The 17975-nt window shown below is 68.5% G+C and carries 19 protein-coding genes and 1 tRNA gene; 16 read left to right on the forward strand and 4 right to left on the reverse strand.

Annotated elements, in window-relative coordinates; all coding sequences use genetic code 11:
- The first annotated feature begins 49 nt into the window (after nucleotides 1-49).
- The 3 genes from ACIBVP_RS37210 to ACIBVP_RS37220 are packed head-to-tail and all read left to right on the forward strand — an operon-like array spanning nucleotide 50 to nucleotide 2828.
- Complete coding sequence (locus tag ACIBVP_RS37210; protein WP_396111176.1) at nucleotides 50-850, forward strand: PaaX family transcriptional regulator C-terminal domain-containing protein; 801 nt, start codon at nucleotides 50-52, stop codon at nucleotides 848-850.
- Nucleotides 847-1653: a tryptophan 2,3-dioxygenase gene (locus ACIBVP_RS37215; RefSeq protein ID WP_396111177.1), complete on the forward strand. Its 807-nt coding sequence runs from the start codon at nucleotides 847-849 to the stop codon at nucleotides 1651-1653. Before ACIBVP_RS37210 ends, ACIBVP_RS37215 begins: the two co-directional genes overlap by 4 nt.
- Nucleotides 1650-2828, forward strand: coding sequence for a kynureninase (locus ACIBVP_RS37220; protein WP_396111178.1), 1179 nt, complete (start codon nucleotides 1650-1652; stop codon nucleotides 2826-2828). Before ACIBVP_RS37215 ends, ACIBVP_RS37220 begins: the two co-directional genes overlap by 4 nt.
- Here the strand turns inward: ACIBVP_RS37220 and ACIBVP_RS37225 are convergent.
- Nucleotides 2825-3391, reverse strand: a complete 567-nt coding sequence (locus ACIBVP_RS37225) for a snapalysin family zinc-dependent metalloprotease (protein ID WP_396111179.1) — start codon at nucleotides 3389-3391, stop codon at nucleotides 2825-2827. The genes ACIBVP_RS37220 and ACIBVP_RS37225 overlap by 4 nt on opposite strands.
- 69 nt (nucleotides 3392-3460) lie before the next feature.
- Nucleotides 3461-4012, reverse strand: a complete 552-nt coding sequence (locus ACIBVP_RS37230) for a snapalysin family zinc-dependent metalloprotease (RefSeq protein WP_396111180.1) — start codon at nucleotides 4010-4012, stop codon at nucleotides 3461-3463.
- A 133-nt stretch (nucleotides 4013-4145) separates the two neighbouring features.
- On the opposite strand from ACIBVP_RS37230, the gene cmk reads away from it, so the two are divergent.
- The 4 genes from cmk (at nucleotide 4146) to ACIBVP_RS37250 (ending at nucleotide 7104) form a co-directional block, all read left to right on the forward strand.
- Nucleotides 4146-4865 carry a (d)CMP kinase gene (gene cmk / locus ACIBVP_RS37235; RefSeq protein ID WP_396111181.1) on the forward strand — a complete coding sequence of 240 codons (720 nt, stop codon included), beginning with the start codon at nucleotides 4146-4148 and terminating at the stop codon, nucleotides 4863-4865.
- A gap of 73 nt (nucleotides 4866-4938) precedes the next feature.
- Nucleotides 4939-5574: a lysophospholipid acyltransferase family protein gene (locus ACIBVP_RS37240; RefSeq protein WP_396111182.1), complete on the forward strand. Its 636-nt coding sequence runs from the start codon at nucleotides 4939-4941 to the stop codon at nucleotides 5572-5574.
- Nucleotides 5567-6979, forward strand: coding sequence for a ribosome biogenesis GTPase Der (gene der / locus ACIBVP_RS37245; RefSeq protein ID WP_396111183.1), 1413 nt, complete (start codon nucleotides 5567-5569; stop codon nucleotides 6977-6979). Before ACIBVP_RS37240 ends, der begins: the two co-directional genes overlap by 8 nt.
- Nucleotides 6980-7030: 51 nt before the next feature.
- Nucleotides 7031-7104, forward strand: a tRNA-Pro gene (locus tag ACIBVP_RS37250).
- A gap of 453 nt (nucleotides 7105-7557) precedes the next feature.
- On the opposite strand, the gene ACIBVP_RS37255 is transcribed toward ACIBVP_RS37250, so the two are convergent.
- On the reverse strand, nucleotides 7558-8799 hold the full coding sequence (locus ACIBVP_RS37255; RefSeq protein WP_396111184.1) for a tyrosine-type recombinase/integrase: 1242 nt from the start codon (nucleotides 8797-8799) through the stop codon (nucleotides 7558-7560).
- A gap of 113 nt (nucleotides 8800-8912) precedes the next feature.
- A complete protein-coding gene (locus ACIBVP_RS37260; protein ID WP_396111185.1) occupies nucleotides 8913-9215 on the reverse strand; it encodes a helix-turn-helix domain-containing protein in 303 nt (100 codons plus the stop codon).
- A 1073-nt stretch (nucleotides 9216-10288) separates the two neighbouring features.
- Between ACIBVP_RS37260 and ACIBVP_RS37265 the strand changes: the two genes are divergently transcribed.
- The 9 genes from ACIBVP_RS37265 (at nucleotide 10289) to ACIBVP_RS37305 (ending at nucleotide 17918) form a co-directional block, all read left to right on the forward strand.
- Nucleotides 10289-10666, forward strand: a complete 378-nt coding sequence (locus tag ACIBVP_RS37265) for an HAD-IC family P-type ATPase (protein WP_396111186.1) — start codon at nucleotides 10289-10291, stop codon at nucleotides 10664-10666.
- Nucleotides 10600-10911, forward strand: a complete 312-nt coding sequence (locus tag ACIBVP_RS37270) for a hypothetical protein (protein WP_396111187.1) — start codon at nucleotides 10600-10602, stop codon at nucleotides 10909-10911. The genes ACIBVP_RS37265 and ACIBVP_RS37270 overlap by 67 nt, the downstream gene beginning before the upstream one ends.
- A 39-nt stretch (nucleotides 10912-10950) precedes the next feature.
- Nucleotides 10951-11646, forward strand: coding sequence for an NPCBM/NEW2 domain-containing protein (locus ACIBVP_RS37275; RefSeq protein ID WP_396111188.1), 696 nt, complete (start codon nucleotides 10951-10953; stop codon nucleotides 11644-11646).
- Between the two features lie 1075 nt (nucleotides 11647-12721).
- Nucleotides 12722-13717: a hypothetical protein gene (locus tag ACIBVP_RS37280; protein ID WP_396111189.1), complete on the forward strand. Its 996-nt coding sequence runs from the start codon at nucleotides 12722-12724 to the stop codon at nucleotides 13715-13717.
- Nucleotides 13714-14595: a hypothetical protein gene (locus ACIBVP_RS37285; protein WP_396111190.1), complete on the forward strand. Its 882-nt coding sequence runs from the start codon at nucleotides 13714-13716 to the stop codon at nucleotides 14593-14595. The genes ACIBVP_RS37280 and ACIBVP_RS37285 overlap by 4 nt, the downstream gene beginning before the upstream one ends.
- Nucleotides 14585-15628: an ImmA/IrrE family metallo-endopeptidase gene (locus tag ACIBVP_RS37290; protein ID WP_396111191.1), complete on the forward strand. Its 1044-nt coding sequence runs from the start codon at nucleotides 14585-14587 to the stop codon at nucleotides 15626-15628. The genes ACIBVP_RS37285 and ACIBVP_RS37290 overlap by 11 nt, the downstream gene beginning before the upstream one ends.
- 123 nt (nucleotides 15629-15751) lie before the next feature.
- Nucleotides 15752-16789 (forward strand): hypothetical protein, encoded by a 1038-nt coding sequence (locus ACIBVP_RS37295; protein WP_396111192.1) that lies wholly within the window; start codon nucleotides 15752-15754, stop codon nucleotides 16787-16789.
- Complete coding sequence (locus ACIBVP_RS37300) at nucleotides 16786-17328, forward strand: hypothetical protein (protein WP_396111193.1); 543 nt, start codon at nucleotides 16786-16788, stop codon at nucleotides 17326-17328. Before ACIBVP_RS37295 ends, ACIBVP_RS37300 begins: the two co-directional genes overlap by 4 nt.
- Nucleotides 17325-17918, forward strand: a complete 594-nt coding sequence (locus ACIBVP_RS37305) for a hypothetical protein (protein WP_396111194.1) — start codon at nucleotides 17325-17327, stop codon at nucleotides 17916-17918. Before ACIBVP_RS37300 ends, ACIBVP_RS37305 begins: the two co-directional genes overlap by 4 nt.
- Nucleotides 17919-17975 lie beyond the last annotated feature (57 nt).

Below are 17975 nucleotides of genomic sequence, written 5' to 3' on the forward strand. Positions count from 1 at the left end.
CACGACACATTACGGTTGACCCCGCTGAAGCGTCAACTATGCTCGCGGCATGACCTTCTCGCCTGCTCCGCAGGACCTGGTGCTGACGCTGCTCGGCGCGCACCACGTCCCCCGCGAGCACGGCACGGTCTGGTCCGGCGGCCTGGTCAGGCTGCTCGCCGAGTTCGGCTTCACCGAGGGCGCGGCCCGCGTCGCGCTGAACCGCCTCGTCGCGCGCGACCTCCTGGCGCCGACCAAGAACGGCAGGCACGTGCACTACGCGCTCACGCCCCGCACACTCACCGTTCTCGCCGAGGGCGACCAGCGCATCTTCACCCTCGGTGAACGACCGCGCACCGAGACGACCTGGACCGTGCTGTGGCACTCGATCCCCGAGGACCGCAGGCTCGCCCGCACCCGGCTGGTCAGCAGGCTGCGGTTCCTCGGCTTCGGCTCGGTGCAGGACGGCACGTGGCTCGCGCCGCACGACCGCGAGAAGGAGTTGGCCGCCCTGCTCGCGGAACTGGAGGTCGCCGAGCACGCCGGGGTGATGCTCGGCAGGCCCGCGACCGCCGTCGACTTCGGTGTGTTCGTCACCCGGGTGTGGGACCTCGACGAGCTCTCCGCGCGGTACCGTGACTTCGTCGAGCACTTCCGCGACCACGAGGTCGAGGACGACCGCGCGGCACTGTTGCTGCGCACCAGGCTGGTGCACACGTTCCGCGAGTTCCCGACCCTCGACCCGGAGCTGCCGGCGGACCTGGTCCCCGCACCCGAGTGCCGGGCCGAGGCCCTGCGCCTGTTCCACGACCTGTACCCGGCGCTGGCCCCCGCGGCGCAGCGCCACTTCGACGAGGTGACCGCGCCATGACCGAACCAGTCCCAGGTGGACAGTCCGCAGCACTGACCTACACGTCGTACCTGGCGCTCGACGAGATCCTCGGCGCGCAGCGTCCCCGGTCCGACGAGCACGACGAGATGCTGTTCATCGTCATCCACCAGGTGTACGAGCTGTGGTTCAAACAGATCCTGCACGAGCTGGGGCACCTGCAGCGCTGCCTGGAGAAGGGCGACACGCCGCACTCCGTGCGCGCGCTGCGTCGCACCCTCACGATCCTCAAGGTCGTGGTCGCCCAGATCGACGTGCTGGAAACCATGACACCGCGGCAGTTCACCAGCTTCCGTGAACGGCTCGACGCGTCGAGCGGGTTCCAGTCCTACCAGTTCCGCGAGCTGGAGGCCGTGCTCGGGCGGCGGGACAAGCGGATGCTCTCGCCCTACGACAAGGACTCCGAGTCGTACGCACGCGTCGCCCTGGCCATGTCCCGGCCCGCGGTGTTCGACTCGTTCCTGCACTACCTGGCGGGCGCCGGCTACGACCTGCCCGACGCGGCGCTGAACCGCGACGTCGGGACACAGTGGACCGAGTCGGAGGACGTGCAGCGCGTCCTCGTGCAGGTGTACGCGGACGACTCCGGACCGTCCACAGTGGCTGACCTGCTCGTCGACCTCGACGAGGGCCTGCAGGAATGGCGGTACCGGCACGTGAAGATGGTCGAGCGGACGATCGGTGGCAAGGCGGGCACCGGCGGGTCGGCGGGTGCCGCGTACCTGCGCACCACCTTGTTCCACGCCGTGTTCCCGGACCTGTGGGCCGTGCGGAGCCAGCTGTGACCACACTGGACTCACTGCGTGCCACGCCCAACGCACTGTCCGTCCACTACGGACGGTTCGAGGTCGACAAGCGGCTGCTGCTGACCGGGCACTCGCACCAGGCGTGGCCCGACGTCGCGCTGCACGGCCAGATCGAGGCGTTCACGGACGCGTCGGCCGCGGTGGACGCCAAGTGGGACCTGGCGTTCGCGAAGGCCGAGCGGCTGCGGCAGGCGTACCGCGACCTGCTCGGCGACAGCGACGGGGCCATCGCGCTGGGCGCCAACACCCACGAGCTGGTCGTCCGGTTCCTGTCCAGCCTGGACCTGCGGACCCGGCCGCGGCTCGTCACCACCGACGGCGAGTTCCACACGCTGCGCCGCCAGCTCGCCCGGCTCGGCGAGGAGGGCATCGAGGTCGTGCGGGTCGCGGCGGCCCCGGCGGACACGCTGGCGGAACGCCTCGCCGCCGAGGTCGACGACCGCACCGCCGCGGTGCTCGTGTCGGCGGTGCTGTTCGAGACCGCACGGATCGTGCCGCGGCTCGACGGCGTCGCCGCCGCGTGCCGGTACCGAGGCGTGGAACTGCTCGTCGACGCCTACCACGCGCTCGGCGTCGCCCCGTTCTCCCCGCACGGCCTGGAGTCCGCGTGGGTCACCGGTGGCGGCTACAAGTACCTGCAGCTGGGCGAGGGCAACTGCTTCCTGCGGCTGCCGCCGCACGCCCAGGAGCTGCGGCCCGTCATCACCGGCTGGTTCGCGGAGTTCGAGGACCTGGCGGCGAAGACGTCCGGGCTCGTGGGCTACGCGTCCGGCGGCGACCGGTTCGCGGGCTCCACGTACGACCCGACGAGCCACTACCGGGCCGCCGCCGTGCTCGACTTCTTCGCGGCACAGGAGCTGACGCCCGCGTTCCTGCGCGCGGTCTCGTTGCACCAGAACGGGTTGCTCGCGTCGCTGTTCGACGACCTGGACGCGGACCCGGCCGTGATCACCCGTGACCGGTCCGCGCCACGCGAGGCGTTCGGTGGGTTCCTCGCGCTGACGGCACCGAACGCGGGGGAGTTGCAGAAGAAGCTCGCCGAACGCGGCGTGCTCACCGACAGCAGGGGCGACAAGCTCCGGCTCGGGCCCGCGCCATACCTGTCGGACTCGCAGCTCACGGCCGCGATCGCCACGCTCGGCGAGGTGCTCTAGTCGATCACTACCTTGCCGGTGCCCCCGGCCGCGGCGAACCAGCCCGAGTACAGCCACTGCACCCGGCTGATCTCGGTCGAGTTCGGGTACGGGTTCGTGCACGACACACCCGCGGAGCTGCCCGACATCAGGCTCGAGCACGGCCCGGGCTTGCGGTCCGGCAGCCCGAGGATGTGCCCGAACTCGTGGGAGGCGATCCGGACTACGTTGTAGCCCTGGTACACGGCCTGGCGGCCCATCCACACCGTGCCGCTCCCGCCGGGACGCACCGGGCCCAGCGTGGCGCGCGGCCAGCCGTCGTCGGCGATGACCTGCACGTCCGCGCGGGTGCCCGCCGCGGCCTTGACGATCCTGACGTTGGTGACGCTCGCGTTCCAGATCGCGACGCCCTGGGTGACGGCGTTCGCGAACTCGCCGGCGCGGGCGTCGCTGTAGGTGATGGTGACGACCGCGGCGTGGACGCCGTCGTCGCCGCTGGCGGCCGCCTGCGGGGCGGCGCCGGCGACCAGCGCCGCGGTCATGGAAACGGTGGCAAGCAACCCCAGCAGTGCTCTTCGGAACACGGTTACCTCCAGTTATCGCAGGGTAACTGCAGGTTAACGCTCGCTTGCCGGTGTGTCAGGGGTCACCAGTTACCGTTCAACGAGCACGGTTCCCTTGTGCGGTGCGGAAATCCGGCCGCCCGCGTAGTTCGCCTCGACCGCCGCGATCTCCTCGGCGTTCGGGTTCACGTTGTCGCAGTCCACGCCGCCGGTGCTGCCGGACATCAGGCTCTCGCACGGACCCGGCTTCATGTCGGGCAACCCGAGGATGTGTCCGAGCTCGTGCGACGCGATCCGCACCTGGTTGTAGCCCTCGTGCACGGCCTGCCTGCCGTACCAGACCATGCCGCCACCCTCACCCGGGAAGAACGGCCCGAGCGTGGCCTGCGGCCAGCCGTCGTTCGCGACGATGGTGATGTCGGCCGCCACGCCGGGCGCGGCCTTCTCGATCCGCACGTTGCTGACGTGCGTGTTCCACACCTCGGCCCCCGCCGCGACCGCGTCGACGAACTCGGCGGCCTGGCTGTCGTCGTAGGTGAGGACCACGACAGCGGTGCTGACCTCGGCGGATGCCTGTGGTGCGGCCACCCCGACCAGTCCGAGCAAGACCACCGCCACCCCGAGGACGGTTCGCCGGAACATGTGCCCACCTCCTTGGTTGACTGATCCGGACGCTAGGGGCGCGGATCGGGGCTTGCGACCGGCTGATCGTCGTGAACAGTTGCCACCTGGCAGAATGAAGGTGGAGTGAACTGACCTCGAGGAGGCAAGCGCGGTGCAACTGGGCGAACTGCGTGGCGTGATCGCGCTGGACGGCCCGTCGGGGACCGGCAAGTCAACGGTGGCCCGTCGCCTCGCCGACGCACTCGGGGCGGGGTACCTGGACACGGGCGCGATGTACCGCGCCGTGACGCTGGCCGTGCTGCGGTCCGGCGTCGCCACTGACGACGAGGAGGCGGTGCTGAGCATCGCCGAGCACGTCGACCTCAGGGTCAGCGCCGACCCGAACCACCAGGAGACGCTGCTCGGCGGCGAGAACGTCGGCGTGGAGATCCGCGGCCAGGCCGTGACGCTCGCCGTGTCGGCCGTCTCCGCGGTCGCGGGGGTGCGGGCGCTGCTCGTCGCACGGCAGATGCGGATCATCGACGAGGTCTGCGAGGAGCGCGGCGGGATCGTCGTGGAGGGCCGCGACATCGGCACGGTCGTCGCGCCGGACGCCGCGCTGAAGGTGTACCTGACCGCGTCCGCCGAGGCGCGCGCGCTGCGCAGGTCGTTGCAGGACAAGGCATCCGGCCGCGAGGTGTCGGTCGACGACACCCGCAAGGACGTCGACCGCCGCGACCGCCTCGACTCCGGCCGCGTCACGTCACCGATGCAGCCCGCGGACGACGCCGTGTGGCTCGACAGCACCGACCTCGACCTGCAGGGCGTGCTGGACGAGATCATGGCGCTGGTGGACGAGCGGGACCTGCGTGGGGTGGCTGCCGGCTGGTGAGCGGAGCTTGCGGAGCGAACCATTCAACACAGGGCGACCGCGAGCGGCTCGACCGAGCCTGCGAGGGGGAGTCGTGAGCACGCTTCCCCCCGGGGCGGTCCCGTGGGTGCACGATTTCGGGCGCTGGCTGGCCACGTGGTTGCACCGGCCGCTCTTCCGGATCCGGATCCACCACCGGTCCCGCGTGCCCGCGACCGGGCCGGTCGTGCTGGTGGCCAACCACAGCTCGTTCGTCGAGCCGCAGGTGCTGTTCGGAATGGTGCGCAGGCGCGCGGTGTTCCTGGTGAAGGCGGAGCTGTCGCGCGGCGTCGCCGGGCACGCGTTCCGGTGGATCGGCCAGATCATGGTGCGCCGCGGGGCGGCCGACCGCGGGCCGCTGATGCAGGCCGTTTCGGTGCTGCGCGCCGGTGGGCTGGTCGGCATTTTCCCCGAGGGCACAAGGGGAACCGGTGACGTGGCCCACGCGGAGCAGGGCGCGGCGTGGCTCGTGCGGATGACCGGCGCGGTCGTCCTGCCGGTCGCCACGCGCGGTACGTACCGGCCGCCCGGCACGCGGCGCAGGTTCCGGCCTAAGCTGGACGTTCTGGTAGGGGAGCCGTTCCGGCTGTCCGTCCAGCGTGGACGCACGGGCCTCGTCGCCGCGACGGAGGATATTCGCAAGCACCTGGCCGACCTGGTGCGTGAACTGGATGAGCAACGCAATGACTGAGCTGGATGGCACCTGGTCCGAGGAGTCCGACTGGACCACCGTGGACGAGGAGTTCGGCCACCCCGATGACACCGGCGGCGAGCCGCCGCAGCCCGTACTCGCCGTGGTCGGCCGCCCGAACGTGGGCAAGTCGACCCTGGTCAACCGCATCCTGGGCCGCCGGGAAGCAGTCGTACAGGACAAACCGGGCGTGACCCGCGACCGCGTCGCCTACGACGCCCTCTGGAACGGCCGCAAGTTCACCGTCGTGGACACCGGCGGCTGGGACCCCAAGGCGGACGGCCTGCAGGCGTCGGTCACCGCGCAGGCGGAACTGGCCATGCGCACCGCCGACGCGGTACTGCTGGTGGTGGACGCCTCGGTAGGCGCGACAACGACGGACGAGGCGGCCGCGAGAGTCCTCCGCCGCTCCGACAAGCCGGTACTACTGGCCGCGAACAAGGTCGACGACGAACGCCTGCTCGCCGACGTGGCGTCCCTGTGGTCCCTGGGCCTCGGTGAGCCGTTCCCGGTCAGCGCCCTGCACGGCCGCAACTCCGGCGACCTGCTGGATGCGGTACTCCACGCCCTCCCCACGACCCCCCGCGAGTCCTTCGGCGCAACCCGAGGCCCCCGCCGCGTGGCGCTCGTGGGAAAGCCGAACGTGGGCAAGTCGAGCCTCCTGAACCGCCTGGTAGGCGAGGAACGAGCGGTCGTAGACGCCGTAGCGGGCACCACGGTCGACCCGGTGGACTCCCTGGTGGAGCTCGACGGCGAGGTCTGGCGCTTCGTGGACACCGCCGGCCTGCGCAAACGGGTCAAGACGGCCAGCGGCATGGAGTACTACGCGTCCCTGCGGACGCGGGCCGCCATCGAAGCCGCCGAGGTCGCCATCGTGCTGCTGGACGCGTCGGAACCCATCTCGGAGCAGGACCTGCGCGTGCTGACCATGGTCGTCGACGCCGGCCGTGCCTGCGTCCTGGCGTTCAACAAGTGGGACCTGGTGGACGAGGACCGTCGCCACCAACTGACGAGAGAGCTCGAACGCGGCCTGGTCCGCGTCCCGTGGGCGGAACGCATCAACGTGTCCGCGCTCACCGGCCGGTCGGTCCGCAAACTCGCCCCGGCCCTGCGCACGGCCCTGGAGTCGTGGGACCAGCGCGTGCCCACCGGCAGGCTCAACTCGTGGCTGTCGGACCTGATCGCCGCCACCCCGCCGCCCGTACGAGGCGGCAAGCAGCCCAGGGTGCTGTTCGCCACGCAGGCACAGACGAGGCCCCCGACGCTGGTGCTGTTCACGACCGGTTTCCTGGAGGCGGGCTACCGCCGCTTCATCGAACGACGGTTCCGCGAGGAGTTCGGTTTCACGGGTTCCCCCATCCGCCTCTCGGTCCGAGTGCGAGAGAAGCGCCCCCGTAAGAACTGACCGGAGGCGTACGCTAGGCTGATCGCGCACCTCCTGAAGGGGAGATGCGACCGGGCTGTGGCGCAGTTTGGTAGCGCACTTGACTGGGGGTCAAGGGGTCGCAGGTTCAAATCCTGTCAGCCCGACGGTCGCGATAGGCCCGCTGGTTCTGGATGAAAGTCCAGGTCAGCGGGCCTTTTTGCTGCCCTGGTATCGATCTTGCTGGACTGTCTACTTAGGTCTGAATGGAGATCAACAAGGGCAAGAAGGAGAAAATAAGGAGACGATCATGGTCTGGCTTTGACCAACGGCCATGTGGGGTCGCCTTACAGGTTCTCCTCCGCCATCCGTACCCAGCAGGCGTTATCCGTGGTCAATCGCTGCTGGGGTGGGTCCGTTTGCGGCCGGTTGGTGGTGGTTGCGCGCGGCTGTCGGCGGCGTGGGCGGGTTGATGGCTGGTGTGGACGGCTGGGGTGCGGTCTGGCCGGTTGATTGCGGCAGATCGCGTGCGAAAGACGGCGTGTCGGTGGGGATGCCGGAGCCGAGGAACGGCCAGCCACCTCCGTAGGGGAGGTGGCCGGCCGTGTGCTGGGGTGGTGTCAGGCGGTCAGGTCGATCGCGGGGACGGTCGCGGCGGGGAGTGCGAGTCGGGTGAGCCGTTCGGCGCTGTGTTCGGCGCTTGGTGTGGTGGTGTTGCCGGTGAGGGTGTGGAGTGCGGTGGTCCACCGGTGTTGGAGGGCGTTGATGAGGCGGGTTTCGACTTCGGGTGCGACGTGGGAGTAGATGTGCTCGATTTTGTCGGGGATGCGGTGTCCGAGTCGTCGGGCTTGGGCGATGTCGGGGATGCCGTCGGCGATGAGCCAGGTTTTGTGGCTGTGCCGGAATCCGTGGAAGACGAGTCCGGGCAGGACGGGGTGGACGCGGGTGCGGGGCCGGGTTCGGTGGTGGTTGCCGTCGGTGGCGGGTCGCATGGCGCGGCGGGCGAAGTTCGACCTGCGGAGTAGCTCCCCGTCGGCGGTGACGAACACATGCGGATGGCCGTGCCTGTCGAGATGAGTACGGAGCAACTCGACCAGGAAGGGCGGGAGGGTGATGGTGCGGGCGGACTCGGCGGTCTTGGGTGGTCCGAGTTCGAGCCGCCCGTTGACTTCGTGCAGGGCTCCGGTGTGGCGGTCGATGACGATGGTGGCGTCGTTGAGGTGGGTGTTGTGGCGGCGGAGTCCGGCGAGTTCGCCCCAGCGGGCGCCGGTCCAGGCGGCGGTGATCATCAGCACGGCGGCCCAGTCCCCGACCAGTGCGGCGGCTTGGGCGGCGACGCCGAGGGCTTGTTCGGGGGTGGCCCAGACGCGTTCGGTGCGGACCTCGTGCCGACGTTTCCCGCGGCGGCGGGGTTGGATGGGGTTGGCGGCGATGAGGTGTTCGTCGGTGGCGTCGGCCAGCATCATCGACATGACCTTGACGATCGTGACGACGGTGGCCTGTGCGTAGCCCTCGGCGCGGAGTTTCTTGCCCCAGGTGTGCACGGCCAGCCCGGAGATCGCGTCCAACCGGGTGGTGCCCCAGCGGGCGAGGATGTGGTTGCGGACGAGGCTGCGGTACTGGGCCTCGGTGGTCGCGGCCACGTCGAGCGCGTCGAACCAGGTGATCGACCACTCCGCCAGCGTCAGTTTCCCGCCGTCGGGGTCGAGGAACTGGCCGCGCCGCTGGTCGGCTTCGATCTCGTCTGCTTTGTTCTCCGCCGCGGTTTTCGAGGTGAATCCGGAGATGGTGCCGAAACCGCCGTCGTCTTTCGGGTAGCGCACCCGCCACAAATTCTTCCCGCTCTTCTCAACAAAAGCCATGAGTGAACACCCCCTGGTGTGGTTAGGATTTGACGGACACATGGACGCTCCATGTTCGTCAAATGTCAAGCGACATGAATAGCCGCGCTATGCGGAGAGATATTTAGATCGACTCACTGAGGGTTTGAGATGTATTTGGGTGTGCCACCCTCGGCGATCGTCTCGATGTCGGCGCGGGAGAACCGCAGGTGCTTGCCGACGAACCGGCATGGCACCGCCCGTGCCGCGGCTTTGCGTCGCAACCACGACGGGCGCACCTGCAACAGTGACGCCGCCTGCTCGGCGGTGTAGAGCAGGGGTTCGCCGGACATCGCGTTGTGAGCAGTGCCGGTCGAGTGGGCGAACGGTGTCGCGAGCTCCTCGGACGTGCCGCTTTGCAGGGGCCGGGTGATGCCGCGTCGCGACTGCCGGGCCACGCCGCGACCAGCGAGCCCGCCTCCGTTGATGGCGGTGTGGCCGGGTGATGTCGACGTGGCGAAGTCTGGTTCCGGCTGCTGAGCGGCATGCTCGGACGATCGATAGTGGGTGCGGCGGCGTTGTGCTGGATGTCCACGGCGGACACGGTCTGGGTGGGCCATCGATGTCTCCAAGGATGCTCGACGAAGCGGTGACACCCCTGAACTCCGAAAAACAGGCCCGTTGGGGACACGACGCACCCAAATTTTCCACGTGCAGACTCGCGATGACCCCTACCGTGTCAAAGAGGCGTCGGTGTTTGCTACCGGTGCCGGTGTCCTGGTGACGCGGCCCACCACGCGCGATGGCAGAACTGGCGGACACAATCTACGACGATCGCGTGCCTGGCGTCGGCTCGTGCTTGAGGGCGGCGTTCATCGGGGCACTGGGGCAGATCCCCACATGAGTGTGCGTTCGAGTCCCCGGGGCGGCTCGCGCAGGATGCACACGGATTGCGGATCCGTCCAGTACGTCCAACCGGCTCGTCCGAGCAGAGCCCATCTAGTGGGGAAGCCGCTGGTCATTGAGGCGCGGGTGCCGTTGGTCATGGAGCGACGGAAGCGGGTTGCGCGATGATCTCCTTCACGTCGGCGCACGAAGCCGTACCTGGTCGCCTGCTCGCATCCCTGGCAGGCATGCGAGCAGGCCATCAGGGAGCTGACCAGCGGGTTTGCAATAGAGTTGCGATGGTCGAGAGTAGCTTGCGATTGGACGACCTCGATGGTGGCTGCGCCGCTCCGCCGCGCCCGCCGACCTGCCTGCGGTCGGCGGTCGCTGGCGGCACGCACACCGGTACCGGATCGACGACCTCCACATCCGCTGGCCGTCCCGCACCCGCTCGCCACGGCGATCGTCCGTGCCGCCCGCCGTCGGGAGCTGGACCTGCCCGCCGCGGACGAGTTCGCCGCGCAGCCCGGTCGTGGCGTGTCCGCACGTATCGCTGGCCACCTGCTGCGGGTCGATTCCCCTGCGTTGCTCCCGAAGGGAACCTGGTGGTGGATTCCTTGCAGGAGAGGGGTTTCACCGCTGTGGTGTGCTGCGCGATCACGAACTCGCCGGGGTCCTCGCCATCAGCGACGTCGTGCGTGTCGAGGCCGCCCCTGCCGTCGCCGCGGTGACCCGGCTGACCGGGGCCGAGCCTGTGCTGCTCACCGGCGACAACGCCGCCACCGCTCGCCAGGTCGCCGCTCAGGTCGGGATCACCGACGTCCGTGCCGGGTTGCTGCCGGACGACAAGGTCACCGCGGTGCGCGATCTCGAGGCGGCCGGGCAGCGGGTGGCCGTGGTCGGCGACGGCATCAACGACGCACCCCCCCGCTCGCCGCTGCCCACGCCGGGATCGCCATGGGCGGTGCGGGCTCCGACCTCACCCTGCACACCACGGACGCGATCGTCGTCCGCAACGACCTGACAACCGTCCCGGCCGCAATCGCGCTGTCGCGACGCGCCCGCCGCGTGGTGACCGCCAACCTGGTTATCGCGGGCGCGTTCATCACCGGCCTGGTGCTATGGGACCTGTTCGTCACCCTCCCGCTGCCACTGGGCGTGGCGGGCCACGAAGGCTCCACGGTCATCGTTGGCCTCAACGGCCTCCGCCTGCTGCGCGAAGCCGCCTGGCACCAGGCACAGGAGCGGGCCGACGTGACGCCGCGATAAGCACACACAAGCCAACCGGACCTGAGTCACACTGGATGTGTGGCAGGACAGGGAAACGGATGGATCGGTCTCGGTCGCGCGGCCGACATCGTGGGCATACTCGCGTTTTTCGGGATCACGGCCGGCACGGTGCTGGCTCTCCTCGGCGGTGACGACACGCCGGGGACCGGTTCGTCCGCGCCGTCAGTCACCACTACGGAACGGACGGTGCCGACTGAGGAGAGTACGTCGACGACAGCCGAGACACCGGTGATCACCCCTTCCGATGTACCGTCCGCTCGCCGAACGTTGTTGTCGGAGCTGACGCGGGTGGAGGGCAGCAACGACATCGACCTGGACTTCACCGACGTCACGATCCAGGGTGACACCTACGAGAACAGTCTCCACTACCACTGCAGCCTCTACTGCAACGGAGACTCACCCGCGACGTTCGAGGTTGACCTGGGTGGCAAGTACTCGATGTTCACCGCCTTCGCCGGCATCACGGCAAGCGGTGCGGATGCTCCGACGAAGATCGAGATCGATGTCGACGGCGTGCTCGCCAAAACCTACGAGGTGCGGGTCGGACAGCCCGCAGAAGTGGAAGTCCCCGTCGCGGGCGCACAGCGGCTCAGAATCAGCATGTACGCACCAGCACCGCTGCCTTCACCTATCCAGGCGGGTGCCGACGCCGCGGGAGGAGTGAGCCACGTGTTCCCGGACGTGGCCCTGGGCAAGCCGACACTCCTGCCCTGACCGAGCATCACCAGCAAAGGTCAGGGCGGCTTGTTCGGCTGGCAACCAACGGTCGCAGCCCAGGCTTACGTGGGTCAGAGCGCAGGGCTTCGTCGACGGTGTGACGCCGGCGAAGCACCTGGACGGCGCGAGCGATCTCGATCGGGGCCGGATCACCGGCGGGTTGGCGTCGACGTAACCGGCGTCGCCGTTGTGCACCCAGTCGTCGCCCAGCGTCGCGGCGATGGCGTCGGGTCAGCACCAGTACTCCACCGCGGGGTGGCTCTAATGAGCAACTAGAGATCAGCTGCTCATGGCGGCGCTCTCCCGATCCGGGCAATTGCACTGTTGATCTTTGTCCCGCTACTCCGTCGTCGCCGAGCGCCCTTGGAGCACCCATCACGTGTCCGTGGACGATCAGGACGATCGAGGAAGCGATCAGAAACGACAAAACCGCAGGTCAGCGGTAATGCTGACCTGCGGTCTTGGTCGTACGCCGCCAGGACTCGAACCCCGAACCCGCTGGTTAAGAGCCAGCGGATTGCCGTGCTGCCCGGTGTCGCGAACTATCGCCGCAGGTTCGAATCACCGGCAGGGCACTACACAGAAGGATGTCGCTCTGACCAGGGCATTCGTCCTGGTCGCCTGGTGATCGAGGGCAGCTTTCGTCTGGACGACCCGGGCGGTGGCCCTGATGACCACTGACACGTCAAGGCCCGGAGGGTCCCCCCGAGTCGGCGGGCATCGTGCGGGCGGTGAGGGTGCCTGCGTGGGTCGCGTCGCTGGTGGCACCTGCGGTCGACCAGCGGATGCGCAAAGTGTTGACCGAACAGCTGCTTGACCTGCTGCGTCGTCACGGGATGGGTAGGTGACGCGCTCGGGTTCCCGACTGCGTTGTCGACTGGTCCGTATCCGGCGCAACCGGCATACCGTCGCCACCGGTGGTCGGGTGTTGCACGTGTGTCGCTGCGCGGTTGGATGCTTCCCCCGCATACGATGGATGGCCGGTAGTGGACCATTCGGTAGATCCGTTGCTCAACCACATGGCGCTATCGGTACCCGTAGCGGGAAGACCTGGAAGAACGTCGGAGGGGGCGTGAGCGAGTACGAGCGGTGGTTGCTCGATGGGGACATCGATGTGGCTGTCGAGCTGCTGCACCGTCTCGCCGCTCAGGTGACCCGAACGAGGTCCTTTCGGCCGCCTGCGGGGTATTCCTGGTGGAGTGACGACGCGATCGACGAGCTTCTTGCTGAGATGGTCGAGAAGAAGAACGGTGTCGCCTTCTTGATCGAGACGCTGATCGCGGCAGATGACCAGGGCTCCGCCGAGCGTTACTTGCTGACGACAATCGAGAACTTCCTGAAGGATCAGGCCAAGGCGACTCCCCACGGCAAGCTGCGAAACCGGTTGGACACGATCCTGGGGCAAGATCAGCGGTTCGAGGCGGAGTCTGTGCCGGTTCGTGGCTGGCGTCTGGCCGGTGAGACCACCGAGTGGTGGCAAGGCGACGTCACGGACCTGGAACGCGTGGCCTTTGCCGTGCGTGGCGTATGCATCCGATCGTGGAACACCTCGGGGCCGACACCAGCGGCGGCGCGGACGGCGTTGACCACCGTGGCTGTGGCTGTCCTGGCCGCGGCGGGAGGGACCGTTCGAGCGGAGGACCTCGCCCGCGTCCTCCTGGCACGGTTTCGGTTCGCGATCGCGCCCGAAACAGCTGAGGAGTTTCTTACGGGAGACTCGGCAGAACGGCATAGCCTGGACGGGAGTGGCCCGGAGTCTGCGCTGACGTCGGTTACCGCGGACGAGCTGTGGATGGTTCTGACGCCTGATCAGCGGGCGATCGTGCCGTACTTGACCGAGCCGACCGCTGCGGCCGAAGCTCTGGGTATCGGGCGGAAGGAAACAAAGGCACGAATCGCGCAGGTCATGGACATCGTGCGTTTGGCAACGGTGGATGATCCGCATGCCGAGCAGGTGGTGACCGCCCTGCTGCACCGCGGTTCGTTGGCGGTGGGGGTTCCGGTGGATGAGTTAGGTCGTCCGACTTCAAGGGAAGCGGGCAGTACCAGCGGGCGGAGAGACCGATGAGCGACGTGCAGAAGTCGCCGCGCGCGCGGCTGCGGGGCGCGCTGGCCGCCGCCGCGCTCCCGCCCGCCCTCCGGCAGACCTGGGCTACGCCTCCACCGGACCCTACGTCCGGACAGCTGTGGCGGGCACGCTGGGGTGCGGTCACCCAGTTGCTGCTGGTCCTGGAGTCAGCGGCTCAGTCGGTGCGAGCAGCGCCAGTCACGTCCGACCCTGACATGGCCGACGACTCCGCGGGGATCCTCGCGGAGGGGGCGAGTGACCTGTCGATCCCGTTGGTGGTTTGGCTCGACGACGCGGCGTCTGTGCCGCTCCGTGTCCTTGATCGCTTCGTCGGTGCGCTCGCCGAGCAGCATCGTCGTGTTCAGGACGTTCCTCGCGGACGGCCGATTGTGTCCGACGTGGACGAGCGAGCGGTGCAGCGTGCCCGCGGTCAGGACGCAATGGACGTGTTCGTGTCGGCGCGGTGGGCACCGGAGGGCACCGGCACGCTCAAGGAGATTCTTGGCAAGGCCGATCGATCGCGGCTCAGTGCAGTCCTGGCATTGCCGGATCGTCAGGTGATCGCGTTGCTCCGTGGTCGGAAGGGAGTGACGCCCGATCAGGCTGAACGCCTCGCGCCTGTGGTGGGCGAGAGCGCGGAGGTTCTGCTGGCATCGAATCCGCCGCTTCCCGAGGACCTGGTAGCCGATCTTGACCTGCCGGTCTACCGGGCCATGGTCAACGCGTTGGCGAAGCGGCGAGGTCTCGAGGAGATCGAGGCATGGCGGTTTGCGGGGTACGCGGTGGCAGGCGTGGCGAACCGCCAGACCGAAGGGCCGGCCCTTTCGTGGCGCGAGCAGTTGGACCGTTACTTCGAGGCGGTGCTCGATGACTCGTGAGGTGCCGAATCCTGAGGATGTGCGGGCCCAAGCCCAGGCGATGACCGCCTCGCTGGATCGGGTCCTGCCGGGACGTCGCGAGGAGCTGACGCGCGACCCGGTCGCGGTGCTGCGCACGTGGCCCGAGATCGTCTACCGGGAGGTCCCCGCCGCCGAGACCGGCGGACGGTGCAGCGTGGCAGGGGCCTACTACGGCACCGAGGATCCACCGTTGATGCTCGTCGCTCAGGCCACGAGCCGTGGCCGGCGGGCGTTCACAGCCCTGCACGAACTCGGTCATCACCTACAGCAGTCGGACTTCGACCTCGACGACACCGCCGACGCGCACGGCAAGGCGCGCGCCGTGTTCGAGGACGCAGCCTGCGACGCGTTCGCGGCCGAGGTGCTGTTGCCGGAGGACCTCGTGGCCCAGCACCTGCCAGACGGCACGCCGACCGGCGACGACATCGTCGCGCTCCGCCACGCGTCCTCGGCATCTCGTGCCGCGGTTTGCGTCCGAGCTGCACAGCGGCTGCGAGCACCCGGACTGATCGTCCTGCTCGACCGTGGGGGCGTCGTTCAGTTCGCCGCCGCGCACCAACTGCCGCGCCCGGCCCGTGACAGCGATCAACACCACGCCGAGGTCGTCTCTCGTGCCTTGTCCACCATGAACGGCCGAGCGCGTGGTCGTGTCCGTTTCCGGTACCGGGACCGGATCGAAGGCGACGAACTGTTCGCTCAGGCTGTCCCGATCGACGGGTTCCTTGTGGTCGTCGCTGTCACTGAGCGGCCCCCATGGGAGGAGGGCTTCACACTGCCGATCGCGCAGTCCGGGCCTCAACCCTCTTCGTGGGTCTGCGCCCAGCCGGAGTGCGGCAGCGACTACACCTCCTACGAACCGGCCTGCGTCCGGTGCGGAACGCCGCCGTGCCCTGAGTGCGGGCGCTGCGCATGCCGCCCCGCGGTGAAGGAGAAGACCTGCCAGGGCTGCTACCAGGTACTGCCGGCCAGGTACTTCGCCCCTGATAGCGACCGCTGCCGGGACTGCGCCTGACACGACGCCCGTCTCCACCCGCCCCTCTGACGGAGATAGCTCGTCTGTCCCATGCGAGCCCCCGCATCGGGCTTGCCGTGCGCACGCACCCGCGCGGAAACGACCGAACACTCAGAGGCGCAGATGACAATCGACTACCTCTCCCTGGAGGCCCTGCTCACCCAGGCCCGCCACAACATCGAGGTGACTCGAGAAGAACTCGACGAGGCTCGCCGCCGCCGGCAGGCGATCGCCTCCGCTATCAGCAAGGAATTTCCTGGCTCGCGGGTCTATGTCAACGGCAGCGTCGCGCACGGTGACGCGCTCACCCCGCTCACCGACATCGACGTCGGAATCGTGATCGCCGAGGCCAAGGACACCTACGGCCCGGGCAAAAAAGGCCCCCGCGACCTGATGGAGCGGGCTGCTGAAGCGATCCGCCGGGTCCTGAAGCCCAGCTATCCCAAGCTGACCGTCCAGGTCGAGGGTTGCACCCGCGCGGTTCTCGTCCGCTTCGGAGACCCCGTGCACGCCGGTGAGAAGGACTTCACCGCCGACGTCATCTGCGCCGTCGACAACACCACCGGCCGCGGGCTGTTCATCCCCAAGACGCCCGGCTGGTCCCGCTCGGATCCCGAGGCCCACACACGGATGGTCCTGCAGGCGATCGAGGACACCAAGGTCGCCTTCGCCCACATCGTCCGGCTCCTCAAGCACTGGAACCGCCGCCACGGCAAGCCGCTCTGCTCCTGGAACATCAAGGCCCTCGCATTGGCGTGCATCACCACACCCATGACCCAGCTGGACGGCCTGTCCACCTGGTACCTCCACGCCGCTGACGAACTGGACAAAGGCGAAACCAAGGACCCAGCCGGTGTCGCCGAGAAGCCGATCAAGCTCGGCAAGGGCTGGACCCGAACCCAGGTCGTCACCGCCCTGCGCGAGGCCGGAAAGCGGCTGCACGAAGCCCGCCGCCTCGAACGTGACGGATACCCCCTGCAGGCCCACGCCGAGCTCGCGAAGCTGTTCAACGACGAGGACGTGCTGCCCCACCCCGACCCGGACGCCGTTCGTGCCGAAGCGGCCCGCCGCTTCAAAGAACTCAGCATCGGCGGCGTCGCCGCCGGCGTGGGCCGAGGTGCCGACCGTCGGCAGATCCCCGTCCGAAGCTGGGCACCGTGAGCACAACCACCCGGTCGGCCCCGGCGACAAACCCCCGAGCTGCGACCGTGGTGGCGGCCTCGCTCTGGTACGGCCTGCGCCCATCGTGGCAGGTCGCGGTCGAGGCCGCCGCCCGGCGCGAACACGGCGCCGCCCTGCGGCTCCTGATACAGCCGGACAGGATCATCTACCGGATGCCGGTCGAGGTCCCGGGCCGACGGCAGCCTGTCCTGACCTTGATCGTCTTCCATCGATGGCCGCCGTACCCCTGCTGGGGCCTGTCCCCTGAGGAGTACCCGCGGGTTTTCGCCGCTCCTAGCGAATTCTCGCCACACCGGATGCCCGACGACGGAGCGCTCTGCCTGTACTACCCGCTGGCGCCTCCACACGAACGCTGGCGGCCGGTCGACGGACTACTGGCCTTGGTCGACCTGGCCCGTAACCACGTGTTCCTCGAGGACCACTGGCGTGCCACCGGCGGCTACTCTGGCGGGGAGTGGCTCGGTCCAGAGCAGCCGCACGGTACCGAGGTGAGTACCCGGGTGAAGTCCAGGGCGTGATCGCGGTGTCCAACGGCGCGAAGGAGTGGGGGCTCGGTACCCTCGACGGCGAGCAGATCGCCGCCATCCTCGGTGCCTTGGTCGGTCTCCTCGGGGCGTTGGTCGCCGCGGTGATCGCCGCCGTTGTCGCGGTCAAGGCGTACAAAACCCAGCAGCGAGAACAACGTCGACAGGAACGAGCGGCGTTCTACGCGGACGCGATCCGGGCTGTCGAGGATTACACCGAGTGCCCGTATCGAATCCGGCGCCGAGACGGTACGGCCGAGGCGCGTCGAGAGATCACCCAGCACGTCAGCAACGTGAAGTCCCGGATCAGCTTCTACACCGCGTGGATGGTGATCAACGCCAGTGAACGGGTACGTGCCGCCTACGAAGTTTTCGTCAAAACCGCGGAGAACGAAGCAGGGCGGCAAATGTCTGCCGCGTGGCGCGGCAAACCCACCAAACGCGACCGGGATGTACCCATCGGCCGTGCGCTACCACGAAAAGCAACCGACGTAGCCCGAAGCAAACTCCTCGAAGCTATGAAGAACGATCTGGCTACTGAACCTCGGCGGCGGCACAAGGCGAAGCGACCGTCGCGAATTTGACCAAGCTGGGCCAGTGGTACGGCCAGGCCGCTCGGGTCCGTCCTTTCAGGACTTCAT

This window comes from Actinophytocola sp. NPDC049390 (assembly GCF_044466355.1).
Lineage (GTDB): Bacteria > Actinomycetota > Actinomycetes > Mycobacteriales > Pseudonocardiaceae > Actinophytocola.